The organism is Halolamina salina (assembly GCF_042678005.1).
Classification (GTDB): domain Archaea; phylum Halobacteriota; class Halobacteria; order Halobacteriales; family Haloferacaceae; genus Halolamina; species Halolamina salina.
In genome coordinates, this window is the sequence record NZ_JBHUDH010000092.1 from 11,748 (window position 1) to 28,055 (window position 16,308).

Below are 16,308 nucleotides of genomic sequence, written 5' to 3' on the forward strand. Positions count from 1 at the left end.
CGGCGGTGGCGCGCGACGTGAGCGCCTCCGTGCGCGAACGAGCGCGCGAGGGACGAACGAGCGAACGGACGTGAGCGAGTGAGTCGGCTGGGGAGGTGTGAGGGCTGTGCGGAGCGGTGCGGTCACAAGAGGTCTAGCGACGAACTGCTGTTGCTGTCGCGGTCGCAGTGGCCAACAATCGAAAATGCCACAATCGCGAGCACAACACCACCCGAACAAATCGAACCACCCACCGAAACTCTGCCCCAAACGAATCGACCTAACAGGAACAGTAGTACTCCCGGTCCGTGAACTCCGTGTCCAGCAACTGCGCGACTGGCGCCGGATCGCTGGGCCGGTAGACGCCCGTCGTCAGATTCCCACTATCCTCGAACGCGCCCGAGACCAGCGACACCCAGTCCTCCGTATCGAGCACGTCCCAGAACGTCTCCTCGCTCGCGAGCAGCGTCAGGTAGTCCCGCAGGTACACCCACCGCCCGTCGTCGATCTCGCCCGGCTCGAACGTCTCCCCCACCGTGTCGGCGTACGCCGCGTACGGGAGGTTCGCGCCGACCGAGACGGGCAGCGAGATCCACTTCCAGGGCCGGGTGTTGATGTCCAGCAGCACGTACTCCTCGCGGTCCTGGTCGTAGACGAACTCCGACTCGCTGATCCCGTGGTAGCCGGCGTCCTCGATCACCGAGAGCGCCCGCGCCTCGATCTCCGGGGCGTCGACGGTCTCGACCAGACAGGACGTGCCGAACTCCAGCGGGAAGCGCACCGCGGCGTTCCCGACCACCGCGAGCGGCTCGCCCTCCGCGGGCACGTATGACGCGAGCGAACGGTCCTTTCCGGTGGCGATGTTCACCTTCTCCTGCAGCATCACCTCGACGCCGGCCGCGTCGGCGGCCTCGAGTACGTCGTGCAGTTCCTCGCTCGTCGCGACCTCGACGACGTTGCTGCCGATCGCCTCCTCGCCCTCACGCTTCCGGGCGGGCTTGACGACGAGCGGGAACCCCAGTTCCTCGGCGGCGGCGGCGGGGTCGGTCTCCACGGGGAAGTACGTCTCCGGGTAGGGGACGCCCAACTCCTCCGCGCGGCGGTAGAGGCGCGTCTTGTCGAGCACGCTGACGTGGTTCTCCCACGGCAGGTGGACGTTCTCGACGCCGGCGTCGGCGAACCCGTGGACCCACTCGTCCATGCAGCCGAAGGCGACGACCTCGCCGGCGGCGTCAGCGATCGCGGCAAGATCGTCCGCGAACCCCTGCGGATCGTCGAGCGGGTAGCGCACTCGCCCGGCGAAGTCGATCGCGTCGGAGGGGTACGCGACCCCGTCGGCCATCTGGTCGACGGCGATGACGGGCACCCCGTGGGCGTCGAGCGCGCGGGCGACGCTCAGCCCCGTGATGTGTGCGTTCGCGACCACCGCTGGCGTACGATCGAACTCGGCGCCGTCGACGGCCTCGGCGAGCGCGTCGGTGTCGAGGAACTGCTCGGCCATACCCGCCGTTCGATGCCGGGAGGGAAAAGCTCCGCCGAACCGGCAGTTCGACGGCCGTTCCGGGATCGCTCTTGGGGCCGTACGCCCCCGGAAGGGACGCGCTTATTCGCCGCAATCACGTGGAACGGGTATGAGCGAGCTACCCGACAGAGCCCGGCGGGCGTTCCGCCGCCACGACGCGTTCGCGGCCGAGAGCGACGCCGAGGACCGGTTCGCCGCCACCGCCACCCCCTTCGAGGGGACCGTCGCCGCCGAACCCGGCGAGGGCGGTGAGATCCGGTTCGAGATCGTCGTCCGCGTCCCGATGTTGGACGAGGTGACCGAGAGCGACGTGGCCCCGGTCGTCGAGGAGGGCTGGTACGAGACGTTCGAGCGCCGCCTCGACGGCATCGGCGGCGGCGTGCTCGCGGGCTACCACGAGCTCGAACCGACCGTCACCGAGACGGTCCACGAGGGGACGCGAACCGCCGAGGTCCGGGCCGGATTCACGGACATCGACCCGGCTCGGGGCGTCGACGACGCCGCCGCGGTCGTCGACTTCGTCGAGGGGACGTTCGTGCAGGGCGTGATCCCCGGCTACGACTACACCGAGCCCGTCTCGAGCATCCTGACCGAGGCGCGGCGGGCAGGCGGCAGCGACGGGATCGAACAGTAGGAGGCGGCAACGGTCAGCCGCCGGTGTCTCAGTAGGAGGCGGCAACGGTCAGCCGCCGAAATCTCAGTCGTAAACGGTCGCCGACCGACAGCGACAACGAAAAGGTCACGCGGCACCGAGAGCCGGGTAATGGCTTCGGCGCTCTCGATCGGGTTCCTGCTCGCGCTCGTCGCGGCCCACACCCTCCTCGCGGCGGTGCTCACGCGCTACTTCCGGATCGCGCTCGATACCCGCGGGGGGGCCGCGGTGTTCACCGTCACCGGGATCCCCGTGGTGTTGCTGGGCTCGACGTACCTGTTCTCGGGGCTGTTGGGTCTCGGTCCCGATCTCGCGAGCCCCGCGATCGTGCTCACCCTGCTCGTCGCGGTCCCGATCGGACTGGGCGCGCTCGTCGACGTGCTCTACGTTCCCCCACCAGAAGACGTGGACCTCCCCGAGACGTGGGAGTAGCGACCGCCGCCGCTCACTCGTGTTCGTCCAGTAGCCGGTCGACCGCGTCCTCCACCGCCGCGATCACGTCCTCCGGCGACTGCGTGCCGTCGACGCGCACGAACCGCTCGGGCTCGGCCTCGATCAGGCGCTCGTAGTTCGACTCCACCTGCGCGAGGAAGGCGGCGTCCTCGAACTGGTTCGCCGAGCCGCTCCGGGCCGCCGCCGTCTCCGGGTCCACGTCGATGTAGATGGTCGCGTCCGGCGGTTCGGTGAAGGCGGCGTGGATCCCCCGGATGTACTCAAGCGGGCGCTTGAGCTCGCTGCCCGAGAGCGCCGCGGCCTGATACGCGTACCGCGAGTCGGAGTAGCGGTCCGAGATCACCAGTTCGTCGTTCTCCAGCGCGGGCCGAACCGTCCGCGAGAGGTGGTCGGCGTGGTCGGCGGTGAACAGGAACAGCGTCGCCAGCGGGTCCGCGTCGTCGTCGTCGATGGCGCGGTTCACGGCGTCGCCGTACCACGACTCCGTTGGCTCCCGGGTGAACGTCGCCTCGGGGTGGGAGTCGTGGAGGGCCTCCCAGACGGTGGTCTTCCCGCTCCCGTCCAGCCCCTCCAGCGTGATGAGCATGGACGGAGGGTGTTCGTCGCGGGATTAAGGCGCGTCGGTCCGGGGCTGCTGCCACCACGGACGGCCGCCGCTGCCGCCGCCATTTAAGTTCGTGTGCGCCCACTTCACACGTATGGAGATACTCGTCGCCGGCGGTGACGGCTTCATCGGTCGCCCGCTCTGTACCGAACTCGTCGAGCGGGGCCACGACGTGACCGCGATGTCCCGCAGCGAGCCGGAGGAGTCGCTGCCCGACGGCGTCAGCCACGCGACGGGCGACGTGACCGACTACGACTCGATCGAGTCGGCCGTCGACGGCCACGACGCGGTGGTGAACCTCGTCGCGCTCTCGCCGCTGTTCACCCCCAGCGGCGGCGAGGGGAAACACTTCGAGGTCCACCTCGAGGGGACGAAGAACCTCGTCGCCGCCGCCGAGGAAGCGGGCGCCGATCGGTTCCTCCAGCAGAGTGCGCTGGGCGCCGACCCCGACGGGCCGACTCACTACATCCGGGCGAAGGGGCAGGCCGAGGCAGTCGTCCGCGACTCCGACCTCGACTGGACGATCACCCGCCCCTCGGTGGTGTTCGGCGAGGGCGGGGAGTTCGTGAAGTTCACCAAACTGCTCGCGCCGCCGTACATCACGCCGCTGCCCGGCGGCGGGAAGACGCGGTTCCAGCCCATCCACGTCGGCGACCTCGTCCCGATGCTCGCCGACGCCGTGCTGGAGGACAACCACGTCGGCGAGACGTACGACATCGGCGGCCCGGAGAAGCTCACGATGGCGGAAGTCGCGCGTCTGGGTCACCGTGCGGACGGTCGCGGGGTGAACGTGCTCCCGATCCCGATGTCGCTGTCGAAGATCGGACTCTCGGCGCTCGACTACGTCCCGGGGTTCCCGTTCGGGAGCGACCAGTACCGCTCGCTGCAGATGGACAACACCGTCGACGACAACGACGTGTCCGCGTTCGGTGTCGACGAGGAAGATCTCACCACGCTCTCGTCGTTCCTCGACGGTTAGCTGACACGTCGGGGACCGCTGCCCCGGTACTTTTTCACCCCACCCACCTGACCCCACGGTCGTACCATGGCGTGGGCTCCGGGGCTGCCGTCGCTGCTGCTGTTCGGCGTCAGCACGCTCTCCGCGCTGCTGGCGGTGGCGGTCCGGCGGAACCGAAGCGAGCGCTACGTCGGCGGGTTCGTCGCACTGGTCACCGTCATCGGGACGTGGGCGTTCAGCTACGGCGTCCAGCTCGGGTTCGCGGCCCGGCCGGAACAGCTCGCGTGGTGGCAGCTGACGCTCGCAGTTGCGGGGTTCATCCCCACCGTGTGGCTGCTGTTCGCGCTGCGCTACGCCGGCAAGGGCGAGTGGCTCACCCGGGCCGCCCGCCTGGCGATGGTGTCCGAACCCGCCGTGTTCGCGGCGTTCGTGCTCACCAACCCTCGGCACGGCCTGATCTGGTCCGACCTCGATCTCGCCGCCACCGGCGTCATCCGCGTGTTCGCCCCGGAGTTCGCGCTCGGCTACTACGTCCACATGGCCTACGCCTACGCGATCATCGGGTTCGGGATCTACCTCGTCCTCCGGACGGCGGCCCGGTCCTCCGAGCTCTACCACCGACAGGCGGCCACGCTGCTGGCCGCGGTGGTGCCGCCGTTGTTCGCGAACGCCGCGTTCACGTTCGGTGCCAGTCCGGTGCCCGGCCTCGACCTCACGCCGTTCACGTTCGGCGCCACCGTCACGCTGATCGGGGTCTCGCTGTTCCGATTCGACCTGCTCGACCGGACGCCGATCGCCCGGGAGGCGGCGCTGGACGTGGTCGGGAACGGGCTGGTCGTGCTCGACGCCGAGGGGATGGTCGTCGACGCCGACGAGGGCGCGCGGCGGGTGCTGACGCCCGCGCCCACCGCCGGCGACCACATCTCCGCCGTCTTCCCCGACACGCCCCTCTCCCGACTCTCGGGGACGACCGTCGACGGGGAGACGGAGGGGATCCGCCGCACCTACGAGGTGCAGGTCTCGTCGCTGCGGGACGCCGAGGACACCCTCACCGGCTACGCGCTCGTGCTGCGGGACGTGACCGACCGCCGCGCGTACGAACAGCGGCTGCAGGTCGCCAACCGCGTGCTCCGGCACAACCTCCGCAACGACATGAACGTCGTCCACGGCCTCGCCGAGCGGATCGAGTCGGGCGAGGCCGACGATCCGGCGGCGATCGCGGCGCAGGTCCAGTCGAAAGTCGACGGCGTGGTCGCGACCAGCGAGAAGGTCCGGGAGATGACGCGGATCGAGCCCTCGTCGGTCGAGGCGGCCGAGCCGGTCGATCTCGGGCAGGTCGCCGAGGAGGTCGTCGCGCGGTTCGACGCCGAACACGCGATCGTCGAGTCCGATCTCCCGGGGACGCGGGCCGCCGTCACCGACGAGGCCGCGCTCACGACGGCGCTGCGGAACCTCCTCGAGAACGCCGTCGAGCACAACGACGGCGACCAGCCGTGGGCGCGGCTCCGGATCGAGGAGGCTGACGGGACGGTCCGCCTCCGCATCGACGACGATGGGCCGGGGATCCCCGCGGAGGAACGGGAGGTGCTCAGACGCGAGGCCGAGACGCCGCTGAAACACAGCCGGGGGCTGGGGCTCTGGCTCGCCTCATGGAGCGCCCGCGCGGCCGGCGGCGAACTCAGCATCGAGTCCACGGGGCCTGACGGGACGACAGTCCTGATCGAGTTCCCCGCCGCCGACCGGAAGTAACCGACCGTACAGCCTTTCCCCGCCGGCCGCCCACTGGCGTCCATGCGCGTCACGCTGCTGGGGACGGGGAGCGCCATGCCGCTGCCCGACCGCGTCCAGACCGGACTCCTGCTCGAACGCGACGACCGGGCGCTGCTGGTCGACTGCGGCGCCGGCGTCCTCCACCGCCTCTCGGAGTCACACGTGGGCTACGAGGACGTGTCGACGGTGCTGCTGACCCACCACCACCTCGACCACGTCAGCGACCTGCTCGCGCTGCTGAAGGCGCGGTGGCTCGCCGGCGAGGAGTACCTCGAAGTGATCGGCCCGTCGGGGACGAAGGCGCTGGTCGACGACCTGCTCTCGGTCCACGACTACCTCGACGGCCGGGTCGACCTCTCGATCCGGGAGGTGAGCGCCGACAGCGAGTTCGAGGCCGCCGGCTTCGAGATCGCGACCCACGAGACGGTCCACTCGATGGACTGTCTGGCCTACCGATTCGCGAGCGAGGGGAGCGACGGCGAGTTCACGTTCGGCGCCGACGGCGAGGCCAGCGCGTCGATCGCCCGCTTCGCCGACGGCTCGGAGGTGCTGCTGCACGACTGCTCGTTCCCCGACGAGGTGGACGTGGACAACCACCCGACGCCGACGCAGTTGGGCGAGGCGCTGGCCGGGACCGACATCGACCGCTTGCTGCTCACGCATCTCTACCCCCACACCGAGGGGAAACACGACGAGATGATCGAGAGCGTCGAGCGCGCCGGCTTCGACGGCGACGTGTCGATCGCCGAGGACGGGATGCGCTTCGAAGTATGACGGTGGGACCCGACGACGTGAGCGACGACGACGCGTACGACCGCCTCCGCGAGGACGAGTACCTCGGCCCGATCGTCGCCGAGGTCGGTCCCGTCTCGATCGACCCCGCGGAGGACGCCTTCGAGCGCCTGATCGTCTCGATCCTCCGCCAGCAGGTGTCGATGGCGTCGGCGGCGGCGACGCGGGAGCGCCTGTTCGACGCGGTCGAGGTGACGCCCGAGGGGATCCGCGCCGCGGACGACGAGATTCTGCGCGACGCCGGGCTCTCCCGACAGAAGACGCGGTACGTCAACGAGATTGCCGACTCGTTCGCCGAGGCGGGGTGGACTCGCGACGACTTCGCGGCGATGGCCGACGACGAGGTGCGCGAGACGCTCACCGATATCACCGGCGTCGGGCCGTGGACCGCGGACATGTTCCTGCTGTTCGTGCTCGGCCGCCCGGACGTGTTCCCCGTCGGCGACCTCGGCGTCCGGGAGGGGCTGAAGACGCTCGTAGATCACCACGGCGAAGACCCCGAGATGACCCGCGGGGAGATGCGCGAGTTCGCGGCGCGCTGGGAACCGGTGCGGAGCTACGCGGCGCTGTACCTCTGGCAGGTCGAGGAGGAGCTCGGGGAGCGTGCTGGCGACGTGGTTTCGGAGTGAGGGCGGCCGGGGACGGGCGACAGCCCGCGACTGCTTAGCTATCCTTCCGAGCCGGATCGAACGTCCGCCACTCCCGTGGGTGTCCGGCCAGCCCACGCGTCCGGAGTTCGGGGCCGTCGTCCCCCTCGCGAACGTCGATCCGGCCGGTACAGAACTGCGAGAGCGTCCTGACGGTCTGGTCGTCGTGGATCGCGGGGTCGATCAGCAGCACGCCGAGACCGTCGAGCGCGTCGATGCGCCCGACGAGCGTGTGGACGAACCGCGAGACCGTCTTGAGGTCGCCGAAGGAGAGCAGCGTCGACAGCGAGAACAGCCCCGTGCGGACGCGATCGATCCCGGAGCGCTCGAACTCGCGGTGGACGTCGGAGTAGCGCATCCCGATCCCCGTCAGGTCCGAGGGTCCCGACACCGGGAGCACCCGCGCCGGCACGTCCGCGTCCTCGTCGCCGACGCAGTCGAGGATCGCCGTGCTGTCGGCGGTAAGCTCCAGCCCCACGTGCTCGCAGTCGGCGGCGATGCGCCGCGAGCGTCGGTTGGTGGTGACGACGATCGCCCCCTCGCCGGAGGGACCGGCGAGCATCCCGAGACCGAGTTCGCGCGCCCCCGAGTGGGCCGGGCCGGCCAACAGGACGGTCGTCCCCGGCCGGATCGGGTCGAGCGGGAGCCCTGGGAACGCGTAGCCGTCGTCACTCATCGGCTACCTCCGTCTCCCGCCGGTCGCGACGGAGCGTCAGTTGATCCATCGCCTCCGCGCCGAGCAGTTCGAGCAGCTCCCGGTCGCGCGTCGAGAACTCCCGCGGCGCGTCGTCGTAGATGCAGAACGTCCCGACGGCCTCGCCCTCGGGCGTTTGGAGCAGGCTGCTGGCGTAGAACCGGATGTTCGCGGCCTGCAGCCCCTCGTTCTCATCGAACCGCGGGTCCGCCTGCACGTCCTCGATCACGGTCACGCCGTCGTCGAGCAGCGCGTACGTACAGACGGTGTCTTCGCGGTCCATCGGGTCGAGCGAGATGCCGTGACAGGCAAGGAAGCGCTGTTCGTGAGCGTCGATCAGCCCGACAGCGGCGGCGTCGACGCCGAACAGTTCGGTCGCGATCTCGGTCAGTCGGTCGAACGACTCACCCAGCGCCTCCGGTTCGACGGCGTAGCGCTCCAGGGCGGCCAGTCGGGCCTCCTCGTTCTCGGGCAGCGGGTAGGCTGTCTGACTCCGGAACGCGACGGCGTGCTCGACGAGATCGAGCAGGTCCGCGCGGGCCTCGGGCGCGTCCTTCGGCACGTACTCGACGACGATGTCGCCGAACGCGGCGGTATCGATCTCCTCGATCGGCAGGTCGGTGAACAGGAAACAGGGGGTGTCGGGGACGGTCTCGCGGACGTCACGGACGAGCTCCAGTCCGGTCCCGTCGGGCAGCGACTGTTCGGTGACGAGCGCGTCGAGATCGTCGTCGACGTGCTCGCGAGCGGCCGCGATCGTCGCCGCTTCCGCGACGGTGAACCCGGCGTCCCGCAGCGTCTCGGCCGTCGCCTCCCGCGAGGCGGCGTCCGAGTCGACACAGAGCAGCATACCCCTTACTCAGTGGAGGGGGGTTAGGAAACTGGTGGTCGTCAGGCGGGCGTCCGCGCCGCGATCTCGACGAGGATCTCGTCCAGCGCACGGATCAAGTCCCGATCGCGCGGCCCGTCGGCCCACGTCCGGTTGTACGTCGCCGTTCGGTTCTCGAAGGTTACGCCGACCAGCAGATCGGGGTCCGGATCGCTGTCGGCCGCTCCCCGGTTCTCGAACGTGTCGTCGAAGGCGTCGCTGGCCTCCCAGTCGAGCCACGTCGGCTCGGCGTCGTCGCCCAGAAGCGCGATCGCCCGATCGGCGGCCAGCCAGTCGGCGGCCTGCTCGGCCGCCACGTCGGTGTCGCCCGGGAGCAGGAGCAGATCGGCGTTGTTGGTCGCGCTCACGGTCGGGACCTCCTCGTGGAGCGTGAGATCGACGCCGTCGGCGACGTACGTCGGCGTCTGGTGGAGTTCGTCGAAGGTGAGTTCCTCGGTGGTGTCGTCGGTGCCCGGGAGGTTCGAACAGCCGGCGACGGCGGCCGTGACGGTGGCGCTGATGGCGGCGAGGGCGCGGCGGCGGGGGAGGGAGTCGTGCTGCATGAGTCGCAGTTCGGCCGGGGCGGGGAAAGGCGTCACTCAAGCGCAAAGAGCCGTTTGAGTGTCGGCGTGGCACGGGGGGCTGGCGGATTTGAACCACGCGAACTTCGCTATCGCTCGTTCTCTGGGTTCAAAATCCGCCACGGCGGCAGCCTCGGCTCCTCACTGTCGTTCGGAGCACTCGGATGGGCCCTGGCGGATTTGAACCACGGTCGTTCCGTTTCACTCCACTCCCTGGTTCAAATCGCCAGGTCGGAAAATCACCACCGCTCGCTGTCGCTCGCGGGGTGGATGGGCCCTGGCGGATTTGAACCACCGATCACCCGGTTATGAGCCGGGGGCTGTAAACCAGACTGAGCTAAGGGCCCGTAGACGAACAGCCGGACGGCTCGCCCTTGAGACTACCGAAAGGATCGACGCCGTCGCCAGGGCTCGAACCTGGGACAACCACGTTAACAGCGTGGTGCTCTACCAGCTGAGCTACGACGGCTCACTTTCTCGTACCGTGGTTTCACACAAATGGGTTTCGTTTCCCCCCGGCGGCCCGACCGACACGGTTTCCTCCCGCGTCGCGGAACCGTGGCCCATGACCGACGACGCCCTCGACGCCGTGCTCGAACGCGTGAGCGAGCGCGTCACGCCCGACGCCGACGAGCGCGAGCGCCTGCGCGCCGTCACCGAAGAACTCACCGACCGTGCCGAGACCGCGATCGAGGAGCTACCCGTCGACGCCGACGTGACGCAGGTGGGATCCAGCGCCCGCTCGACGTGGCTCGCCGGCGACCGCGACATCGACCTGTTCGTCCGCTTCCCCACCGAAATCGACCGCGAAGAACTCGAACGCTACGGCCTCGACGTGGGCCACGCCGTCCTCCCCGACGGGCACGAGGAGTACGCCGAACACCCCTACGTGAAGGGGGAGTACGAGGGGTTCGACGTGGATCTGGTGCCGTGTTACGCCGTCGACTCGGCGACCGAAATCCGCTCGGCGGTCGACCGGACGCCGTTCCACGACGCCTTCCTCCAGGCGAGATACACCCCCGAACTCGCCGAGGCCGCCCGGCTCCTGAAGCGGTTCATGAAGGGCGTCGGCGTCTACGGCAGCGACCTCCGGACCGAGGGGTTCTCCGGCTATCTGGTCGAACTGCTCGTCTTGGAGTACGGCGGCTTCCGACCGCTGGTCGAGGCCGCCGCCGAGTGGCACCCGCCGGTTCGGTTCGACCTGCGTGGTGACGGCGGTCCTGCCGAGGTCCCGCCCGACGTGGCCGAGGCAGCCGAGTTCGACGATCCCCTCGTCGTGATCGATCCCACGGACCCCGACCGCAACGTCGCCGCCGTGCTGTCGGAAGCCAATCTGGCGCGGTTCCAGCACTACTGTCGGGAACTGCTCGACGAGCCGCGGGAGTCGCTGTTCTTCCCCGAACCGACCGAGCCGATCGACGCTGCCGGCGTTCGCGAGCATCTCGACCGGCGCGGGAGCCACGCGGTCGCGGTCGTCTTCGACACGCCCGACGTGGTGGAGGATCAGCTCTACCCGCAGCTCCGGCGCTCGCTCGGCGGCGTCGCCGACGAGTTCGACCGCCGGGGGTTCGACACCCTGCGGGCGACGACGTTCGCCGACGGCGTAGGTGAGACGGCGTCGGGGACGTCGGTGCTGTTCGTCGAGACCGCCGTCGCTGAACTCCCCGCCGTCGAACGCCACGAGGGGCCGCCCGTCCACGTCGGCGAACACGCGGCGTCGTTCTACGACGCCTACGCCGACGACGAGTCGGCGTACGGCCCGTTCGTCGACGCCGGTCGCTACGTGGTCGAACGGGAGCGCGAACACCGGACGCCCGAGGCCCTGCTCCGGAGCGACACGCTGTTCGACGTGGCGCTCGGCACCCACGTCGAGACGGCGCTCGGGGGGTCCTACGACGTGCTGGTCGGCGACGAGACGGCGGCGCTGGCCGAAGAGTTCGGCGAGGAACTCCGGGCGTACTTCGAGCCGGAAATCTGATCGGACTCAGAGGTCGTGGATCTCGCGGATTCGCTCGACCAGCTCCACGACCTCCCCGGCGGGGTCGTCGTCCTTGGGGATCGGTTCGCGGCCGTCGAACGTCTCGTGGACCACGCCGACGCTCTCCGAGAGCGTGTCCAGCCCGTAACCGCCCTCCAGAACGAACGCCAGCGCGGCGCCGATGTCGTCGCTCAGTTCGCGGACGGCGTCGGTGAACTGGGCGTACCCCTCCGTGGAGACGCGCATCCGCGAGATCGGGTCGTGGCGGTGGGCGTCGAAGCCCGCCGAGACCAGCAGCAGGTCGGGGTCGAAGCGCTCGATCGCGGGCGCGATCGCCCGCTCGAACACGTGGCGGTACTCCGCGTCGCCACAGCCCGCCGAGAGCGGCGCGTTCAGCGTCGTCCCCTCGCCGGCGCCCTCGCCAGTCTCCTCGATCGGGCCGGTGCCGGGGTAAAGCCCCTCCTCGTGGGTCGAGGCGTAGAACACGTCCGGGTCGGCGGCACAGATCTCCTCGGTCCCGTTGCCGTGGTGGACGTCCCAGTCCCAGATCGCCACGCTGTCGACGGCGGAGTCGGGATCGTCGATCACCGTGCGGGCGGCGACGGCGGCGTTGTTGAAGAAGCAGAACCCCATCGCCTCGTCGGACTCGGCGTGGTGGCCCGGCGGCCGGCCGAGCGCGAAGGGGGTGTCACGGCCGTCGGCGCCGTCGAGGGCGGTCTCTGCCGCCCATATCGCCAGCCCCGCCGACTTGCGCGCCACCTCGTACGTGTCCTCGCCGGCGACTGTGTCGGGGTCCCACTCCCCGCCGCCGTCCGCACAGAACTCCCGGACTTCGGCGACGTACTCGGTGTCGTGGGCGCGCTCGATGTCGGCCCGGTCGGCGGCGGGGGCGTCGACGTACTCGACGCCGTGGCGGTCCTTGAGCGCCTCCCTGATCGCCCGCATCCGGTCCGGCGACTCCGGGTGTCGGGGGCCGGTATCGTGGTCGAGACACCGGTCCGAGTAGCCGAACTGCATTACTCGAACAGGGAGAAGTACGTCTCGATGTCCTCGGCCTGTACGGTCCGGCGGTCGGCGTGGCGGGCGAGCTTGGCGGCCGCGCGGGCGACGTTGTCGGCGTAGTCCTCGAGGATGTCCGCCAGCGCGATGCGGGCCTCCATCGACACCCGGTAGCGGTCGTCGATACGGAGACGGGCGATCCGGTCGACGGGCGCGACGGGGAGGTCGACGGCGTCGCGGTCGACGACCTGCTCGACGCCGAAGTCCTCGGCCATGAGGGTCTTCCGGCCGTCCTCGGTCGCTCGCTCGGCGGCCTCGATGGCGAGTTCGGCGCCGCGGTCTTGGACGTGCGCCGCCAGCTTCTCGGCCGCGTCGGCGCTCACCCGGAGCCCGTCCGCGTTGCGCCGGATGATGGCGTCGACGGGGGCGAACGGCAGCTCGACGGTCATACTCACACCCCGGGCGTGGCGCGTAAAACGCTTCCCCTCCGCTCTGAGGGCGTCACGGCGACGGGACGACCGGCGGGTCGACGGCGGGTGTCGTCGGGACGAGACAGTCGCTCAGGTCCCTACCGAAACGCTCCGTCACAGCTAGTCTCCACACGGAATCCTCGCTGTCGCTCGTCGTCGTCATTCGGCGAAAACGTCCGGACGGAGTCCACGCGAACGAAGTGAGCGTGGGCACGTCCGGTCGTGACTGAACGAAGTGAAGGAACGTCCGGACGGAGATTTGAACTCCGGTCCCTGGCTCCGCAAGCCAAGAGGATAGTCCACTACCCTATCCGGACTCATATCGACAAACGCCCGACCCGCATAAGTCGGTTCCGGTTCCCAGTCGGCGTGGGGGCGAGGAACAAAGGAGATTTTGTCCGTACCGCGACCTTATGCAAGTAGCCCCCGTTGGCCGAGGTATGGAACGCAGAACGTTCCTCGCCGGCACCGCAGCGGCGCTGAGCACGGTCGCCGGCTGTGTCGGCGACGCGCCGGAGACGCCCGACGGCGGGGCCGAGCCGACCGACACCGACGGGGGGACGGATACCGAGACGCCGGAGACCGACACGCCGGAGGACGGGACTCCGGACGACACTGACACGCCGACGGAGACGCCGTCCGGGGCGTCGACGGCGATCGTCTCCCGGTCGCTCGAACAGCAGGGAGACTGCGACTCGCCCGGCAGCGCGAGCATCGCCGCCGACGGCGCCACCGTCACGGTCGAGGGCTGCATCGTCGGTCGGAACGGCTGTACCTACCCCGCGCTCGAGTCGGCGCGCTACGACGCCGACGCCGACGAACTCACGGTCCGCGTGGTGGCCGAGGACAAGTCCGACCCCGACGAGTCCTGCACGCAGGCGCTCGTGAGCCGCGGCTACGTGGTGACCGTCGAGTTCGACGGCGCCCGCCCGGGGACGACGACGGTCGTCCACGACGGGGCGGAGGGCCAGCGGCAGGTCGCCCAGTCCTCGACGGGCGAGTAGCCGTCCGGAACGGCTCAGTCGGAGTTCGACGGGTACCGAGAACTACCGCTCCGGCGGTCTGACCGCAGGACTAAACGCCGGGCACCCGAACGGTGGGTATGGGCATCTTCGACTCGATCAAGTCCGTGCTGGGCACTCGGGCGGAGGCCGACGCGTCGAGCGCGGCCGACCCCGAGGCGCTGTTCGGCATGAGCACCGCCTACGTCACGATGGAGGCCGAACTCGGCTACGAGTCCGCCGGCGCCGCCGCGCTCTGTTTCTCCGAGGTCGACAGCACCGCCTTCGCCGACGCCGTCGACGAGGTGGAGGCGATCCTCCGGGCCGGCGAGACCGAGACTGGCACCGAGTTCCGTCGCCGCGAGGACGACCACGGCTACCACTGGGTCATCCTCGAGGACGACGACCCGGAGGACCTCGTGACGAGCGTCCACTTCGCCGCCGACGAGTTCGTCGAACAGGGGTTCGGTTCGCGGCTGCTCGCGGCGGTGTTCGGCTTCGAGAAAGGTGACGGGAACGTCGCCGAGTCCGGGGGGAACTCCGGCGATCGCGGGGCGGGCGCGACCCGTGCCAGCACCGACCGCGCCTACTGGATCTACTCGTTCCGCCGCGGCGCCTACTACCCGTTCTGTCCCACCGGCGACCACGACCGCAACACGAGAGCGGAGTTCAAACTCCGGTCCGTGCTGGACGGCGAGCTCGAGATCGAGGGTGAGGAGTCCCACTGGTACCCGCTCTGGCCCGACACCGCCGGCGGCCACCCCTGGGAGTGACGATGCCCGCCGAGCCCGCAGTGTACGACCACTACCGGCTGACGGACGGGCCGGACGCCGGCGCCGTCTTTCGCGTCGTGGGTGTCGACGCCGATGGCGAGGCGGGAGTCACCCTGCTCCGGGTCACCGACACGGAGGGGAACCGGGAAGCGACGGGCGACCTGCGTCACGTCGCGCTGGACCGACTCGATCGCGCGTTCGCGCCCGCGGACAACCCCGACCCGCGCTTCGAGACGCCGGACTACCTCGCCGGCCTGCTGCTCGTCGGCGGTATCGCGCTCGCGGTCCACCCCGCCGGCGACCGGGTCGGGGGCGCGATCCTCGCAATCGGCGGCGGCTACCTCCTCTGGCGGCGGCACTGACGCCGCGCCATTCGGTTTGAGTCTTCGCGTACGGCGAGAGCGACCTCGCCGTTCACCCCGCAGTTTCACTTTCACCCTACTGTTAACGAGGGTTTATCCCGGGTGACGCACAACGACTGGGTATGGCAGAAGACGACCTCGAAAGTCTCCCCGGCGTCGGCCCCGCAACCGCAGACAAGCTCACCGACGCGGGCTTCGACAGTTTCCAGAGCATCGCCGTCGCGAGCCCCGGCGAACTGTCCAACTCCGCGGACGTCGGCGACTCGACCGCGTCGGACGTGATCAACGCGGCCCGCGAGGCCGCCGACGTCGGCGGCTTCGAAACCGGCGCGACCGTGCTCGAACGCCGCGAGCGCATCGGGAAGCTCTCCTGGCAGATCGACGAGGTGGACGACCTGCTCGGCGGCGGGATCGAAACCCAGTCGATCACCGAGGTGTACGGCGAGTTCGGCTCCGGGAAGTCCCAGGTCACCCACCAGATGTCCGTCAACGTCCAGCTCTCGAAGGAGAACGGCGGGCTCGACGGCGGCGCGATCTTCATCGACACCGAGGACACGTTCCGCCCCGAGCGGATCGACGACATGATCCGGGGGCTTGATGACGAGATCATCGCCGAGGAGCTCGAACGCCGCGGGATCGAGGGGCAGCCCGGCGACGAGGAGGCGATGGAGCAGCTGCTCGAGTCGTTCCTCGACAACATCCACGTCGCGAAGGCGTTCAACGCCAACCACCAGATGCTGCTGGCGGAGAAGGCGCTCGAACTCGCCAAGGAGAACGAGGACTCCGACTGGCCGGTCCGCCTGCTCTGTGTCGACTCGCTGACCGCCCACTTCCGTGCTGAGTACGTCGGCCGCGGCGAACTGGCCGAACGCCAGCAGAAGCTCAACAAACACCTGCACGAGCTCGACAAGGTCGGGAACCTCCACAACGTCGCCGTCCTCGTCACCAACCAGGTGGCCTCCAACCCCGACTCCTACTTCGGCGACCCGACCCAGCCCATCGGCGGGAACATCCTCGGCCACAAGTCGACGTTCCGCATCTACCTCCGCAAGTCCAAGGGCGACAAGCGTATCGTCCGCCTCGTCGACGCGCCCAACCTCGCCGACGGCGAGGCCGTCATGCGCGTCCAGGACGGCGGCCTGAAGCCCGAGTAAGCGCGCAGCGCGGTCCTATTTTTCACTCGTCGGCGTCGTGACGCGGCAGCG

Annotated in this window: 19 protein-coding genes and 3 tRNA genes; 11 read left to right on the plus strand and 11 right to left on the minus strand. The window is 69.7% G+C overall.

Translation table 11 applies throughout. The annotated features are described in order from the left end of the window. Positions 1–259 precede the first annotated feature (259 nt). The gene (locus tag ACFR9S_RS08720; protein ID WP_379818439.1) at positions 260–1,480 is read right to left on the minus strand and encodes a carboxylate--amine ligase; all 1,221 of its coding nucleotides are present in this window, start codon (positions 1,478–1,480) and stop codon (positions 260–262) included. A gap of 130 nt (positions 1,481–1,610) precedes the next feature. Here ACFR9S_RS08720 and ACFR9S_RS08725 point away from each other — a divergent pair, with 130 nt between their 5' ends. Together ACFR9S_RS08725 and ACFR9S_RS08730 are read left to right on the plus strand one after the other, a co-directional pair. Continuing rightward, a complete protein-coding gene (locus ACFR9S_RS08725; protein ID WP_379818440.1) occupies positions 1,611–2,135 on the plus strand; it encodes a DUF5813 family protein in 525 nt (174 codons plus the stop codon). A gap of 129 nt (positions 2,136–2,264) precedes the next feature. Next, entirely contained in the window at positions 2,265–2,585 is a 321-nt protein-coding gene (locus ACFR9S_RS08730; RefSeq protein ID WP_379730524.1) for a hypothetical protein, read from the plus strand. 13 nt (positions 2,586–2,598) lie between these two features. On the opposite strand, the gene tmk is transcribed toward ACFR9S_RS08730, so the two are convergent. Beyond that, complete coding sequence (gene tmk, locus ACFR9S_RS08735) at positions 2,599–3,192, minus strand: dTMP kinase (RefSeq protein WP_379730525.1); 594 nt, start codon at positions 3,190–3,192, stop codon at positions 2,599–2,601. Positions 3,193–3,304: 112 nt separating this feature from the next. Here tmk and ACFR9S_RS08740 point away from each other — a divergent pair, with 112 nt between their 5' ends. The 4 genes from ACFR9S_RS08740 (at position 3,305) to ACFR9S_RS08755 (ending at position 7,359) form a co-directional block, all read left to right on the plus strand. After that, entirely contained in the window at positions 3,305–4,189 is an 885-nt protein-coding gene (locus tag ACFR9S_RS08740) for a complex I NDUFA9 subunit family protein (protein WP_379730526.1), read from the plus strand. 66 nt (positions 4,190–4,255) lie between these two features. Next, positions 4,256–5,917: a histidine kinase N-terminal 7TM domain-containing protein gene (locus ACFR9S_RS08745; protein WP_379818442.1), complete on the plus strand. Its 1,662-nt coding sequence runs from the start codon at positions 4,256–4,258 to the stop codon at positions 5,915–5,917. A gap of 42 nt (positions 5,918–5,959) precedes the next feature. Next, entirely contained in the window at positions 5,960–6,712 is a 753-nt protein-coding gene (locus tag ACFR9S_RS08750; RefSeq protein WP_379730528.1) for an MBL fold metallo-hydrolase, read from the plus strand. Beyond that, the gene (locus tag ACFR9S_RS08755) at positions 6,709–7,359 is read left to right on the plus strand and encodes a DNA-3-methyladenine glycosylase family protein (protein ID WP_379730529.1); all 651 of its coding nucleotides are present in this window, start codon (positions 6,709–6,711) and stop codon (positions 7,357–7,359) included. Before ACFR9S_RS08750 ends, ACFR9S_RS08755 begins: the two co-directional genes overlap by 4 nt. Before the next feature lie 34 nt (positions 7,360–7,393). Here ACFR9S_RS08755 and ACFR9S_RS08760 read toward each other — a convergent pair whose 3' ends face one another. The 5 genes from ACFR9S_RS08760 to ACFR9S_RS08780 form a co-directional block, all read right to left on the minus strand. After that, positions 7,394–8,053 carry a DUF7504 family protein gene (locus ACFR9S_RS08760; protein ID WP_379730530.1) on the minus strand — a complete coding sequence of 220 codons (660 nt, stop codon included), beginning with the start codon at positions 8,051–8,053 and terminating at the stop codon, positions 7,394–7,396. After that, positions 8,046–8,921, minus strand: a complete 876-nt coding sequence (locus tag ACFR9S_RS08765) for a GAF domain-containing protein (RefSeq protein WP_379730531.1) — start codon at positions 8,919–8,921, stop codon at positions 8,046–8,048. The genes ACFR9S_RS08760 and ACFR9S_RS08765 overlap by 8 nt, the downstream gene beginning before the upstream one ends. A gap of 41 nt (positions 8,922–8,962) precedes the next feature. Then, complete coding sequence (locus ACFR9S_RS08770) at positions 8,963–9,502, minus strand: hypothetical protein (protein ID WP_379730532.1); 540 nt, start codon at positions 9,500–9,502, stop codon at positions 8,963–8,965. A 289-nt stretch (positions 9,503–9,791) separates the two neighbouring features. Next, a tRNA-Ile gene (locus ACFR9S_RS08775) sits at positions 9,792–9,867 on the minus strand. 49 nt (positions 9,868–9,916) lie between these two features. Next, positions 9,917–9,989: transfer RNA gene (locus ACFR9S_RS08780), tRNA-Asn, on the minus strand. A gap of 96 nt (positions 9,990–10,085) precedes the next feature. Between ACFR9S_RS08780 and cca the strand changes: the two genes are divergently transcribed. Further along, on the plus strand, positions 10,086–11,498 hold the full coding sequence (gene cca, locus ACFR9S_RS08785; protein ID WP_379730533.1) for a CCA tRNA nucleotidyltransferase: 1,413 nt from the start codon (positions 10,086–10,088) through the stop codon (positions 11,496–11,498). Positions 11,499–11,504: 6 nt separating this feature from the next. Here the strand turns inward: cca and ACFR9S_RS08790 are convergent, their stop codons facing one another. The 4 genes from ACFR9S_RS08790 to ACFR9S_RS08805 all read right to left on the minus strand — a co-directional run bounded on the left by ACFR9S_RS08790 (position 11,505) and on the right by ACFR9S_RS08805 (position 13,284). Continuing rightward, the gene (locus ACFR9S_RS08790) at positions 11,505–12,515 is read right to left on the minus strand and encodes a histone deacetylase family protein (protein WP_379730534.1); all 1,011 of its coding nucleotides are present in this window, start codon (positions 12,513–12,515) and stop codon (positions 11,505–11,507) included. Continuing rightward, the gene (locus ACFR9S_RS08795) at positions 12,515–12,946 is read right to left on the minus strand and encodes a histone family protein (protein WP_379730535.1); all 432 of its coding nucleotides are present in this window, start codon (positions 12,944–12,946) and stop codon (positions 12,515–12,517) included. Before ACFR9S_RS08795 ends, ACFR9S_RS08790 begins: the two co-directional genes overlap by 1 nt. 52 nt (positions 12,947–12,998) lie before the next feature. Continuing rightward, a complete protein-coding gene (locus ACFR9S_RS08800; protein ID WP_379730536.1) occupies positions 12,999–13,130 on the minus strand; it encodes a hypothetical protein in 132 nt (43 codons plus the stop codon). 81 nt (positions 13,131–13,211) lie between these two features. Continuing rightward, positions 13,212–13,284 (minus strand) — tRNA-Arg (locus tag ACFR9S_RS08805). Between the two features lie 123 nt (positions 13,285–13,407). Between ACFR9S_RS08805 and ACFR9S_RS08810 the strand changes: the two genes are divergently transcribed. From ACFR9S_RS08810 to radA, 4 genes are all read left to right on the plus strand, one after another. Beyond that, complete coding sequence (locus ACFR9S_RS08810; RefSeq protein ID WP_379730537.1) at positions 13,408–13,971, plus strand: hypothetical protein; 564 nt, start codon at positions 13,408–13,410, stop codon at positions 13,969–13,971. Between the two features lie 98 nt (positions 13,972–14,069). Next, positions 14,070–14,741, plus strand: a complete 672-nt coding sequence (gene pspAB / locus ACFR9S_RS08815; RefSeq protein WP_379730538.1) for a PspA-associated protein PspAB — start codon at positions 14,070–14,072, stop codon at positions 14,739–14,741. A gap of 2 nt (positions 14,742–14,743) precedes the next feature. Further along, a complete protein-coding gene (locus ACFR9S_RS08820; RefSeq protein WP_379730539.1) occupies positions 14,744–15,103 on the plus strand; it encodes a hypothetical protein in 360 nt (119 codons plus the stop codon). A 122-nt stretch (positions 15,104–15,225) separates the two neighbouring features. Continuing rightward, positions 15,226–16,257, plus strand: a complete 1,032-nt coding sequence (gene radA / locus ACFR9S_RS08825) for a DNA repair and recombination protein RadA (protein WP_379730540.1) — start codon at positions 15,226–15,228, stop codon at positions 16,255–16,257. The last annotated feature ends 51 nt before the right edge of the window (positions 16,258–16,308 follow it).

Coding starts and splice junctions, on each gene's coding strand:
- ACFR9S_RS08740 (WP_379730526.1), top strand. CDS start 3,305: ATGGAGATACTCGTCGCCGGCGGTGACGGCTTCATCGGTCGCCCGCTC.
- ACFR9S_RS08720 (WP_379818439.1), bottom strand. CDS start 1,480: ATGGCCGAGCAGTTCCTCGACACCGACGCGCTCGCCGAGGCCGTCGAC.
- ACFR9S_RS08790 (WP_379730534.1), bottom strand. CDS start 12,515: ATGCAGTTCGGCTACTCGGACCGGTGTCTCGACCACGATACCGGCCCC.
- pspAB (WP_379730538.1), top strand. CDS start 14,070: ATGGGCATCTTCGACTCGATCAAGTCCGTGCTGGGCACTCGGGCGGAG.
- radA (WP_379730540.1), top strand. CDS start 15,226: ATGGCAGAAGACGACCTCGAAAGTCTCCCCGGCGTCGGCCCCGCAACC.
- ACFR9S_RS08730 (WP_379730524.1), top strand. CDS start 2,265: ATGGCTTCGGCGCTCTCGATCGGGTTCCTGCTCGCGCTCGTCGCGGCC.
- ACFR9S_RS08755 (WP_379730529.1), top strand. CDS start 6,709: ATGACGGTGGGACCCGACGACGTGAGCGACGACGACGCGTACGACCGC.
- ACFR9S_RS08725 (WP_379818440.1), top strand. CDS start 1,611: ATGAGCGAGCTACCCGACAGAGCCCGGCGGGCGTTCCGCCGCCACGAC.
- cca (WP_379730533.1), top strand. CDS start 10,086: ATGACCGACGACGCCCTCGACGCCGTGCTCGAACGCGTGAGCGAGCGC.
- ACFR9S_RS08760 (WP_379730530.1), bottom strand. CDS start 8,053: ATGAGTGACGACGGCTACGCGTTCCCAGGGCTCCCGCTCGACCCGATC.
- ACFR9S_RS08795 (WP_379730535.1), bottom strand. CDS start 12,946: ATGACCGTCGAGCTGCCGTTCGCCCCCGTCGACGCCATCATCCGGCGC.
- ACFR9S_RS08750 (WP_379730528.1), top strand. CDS start 5,960: ATGCGCGTCACGCTGCTGGGGACGGGGAGCGCCATGCCGCTGCCCGAC.
- tmk (WP_379730525.1), bottom strand. CDS start 3,192: ATGCTCATCACGCTGGAGGGGCTGGACGGGAGCGGGAAGACCACCGTC.
- ACFR9S_RS08800 (WP_379730536.1), bottom strand. CDS start 13,130: ATGACGACGACGAGCGACAGCGAGGATTCCGTGTGGAGACTAGCTGTG.
- ACFR9S_RS08820 (WP_379730539.1), top strand. CDS start 14,744: ATGCCCGCCGAGCCCGCAGTGTACGACCACTACCGGCTGACGGACGGG.
- ACFR9S_RS08745 (WP_379818442.1), top strand. CDS start 4,256: ATGGCGTGGGCTCCGGGGCTGCCGTCGCTGCTGCTGTTCGGCGTCAGC.
- ACFR9S_RS08765 (WP_379730531.1), bottom strand. CDS start 8,921: ATGCTGCTCTGTGTCGACTCGGACGCCGCCTCGCGGGAGGCGACGGCC.
- ACFR9S_RS08770 (WP_379730532.1), bottom strand. CDS start 9,502: ATGCAGCACGACTCCCTCCCCCGCCGCCGCGCCCTCGCCGCCATCAGC.
- ACFR9S_RS08810 (WP_379730537.1), top strand. CDS start 13,408: ATGGAACGCAGAACGTTCCTCGCCGGCACCGCAGCGGCGCTGAGCACG.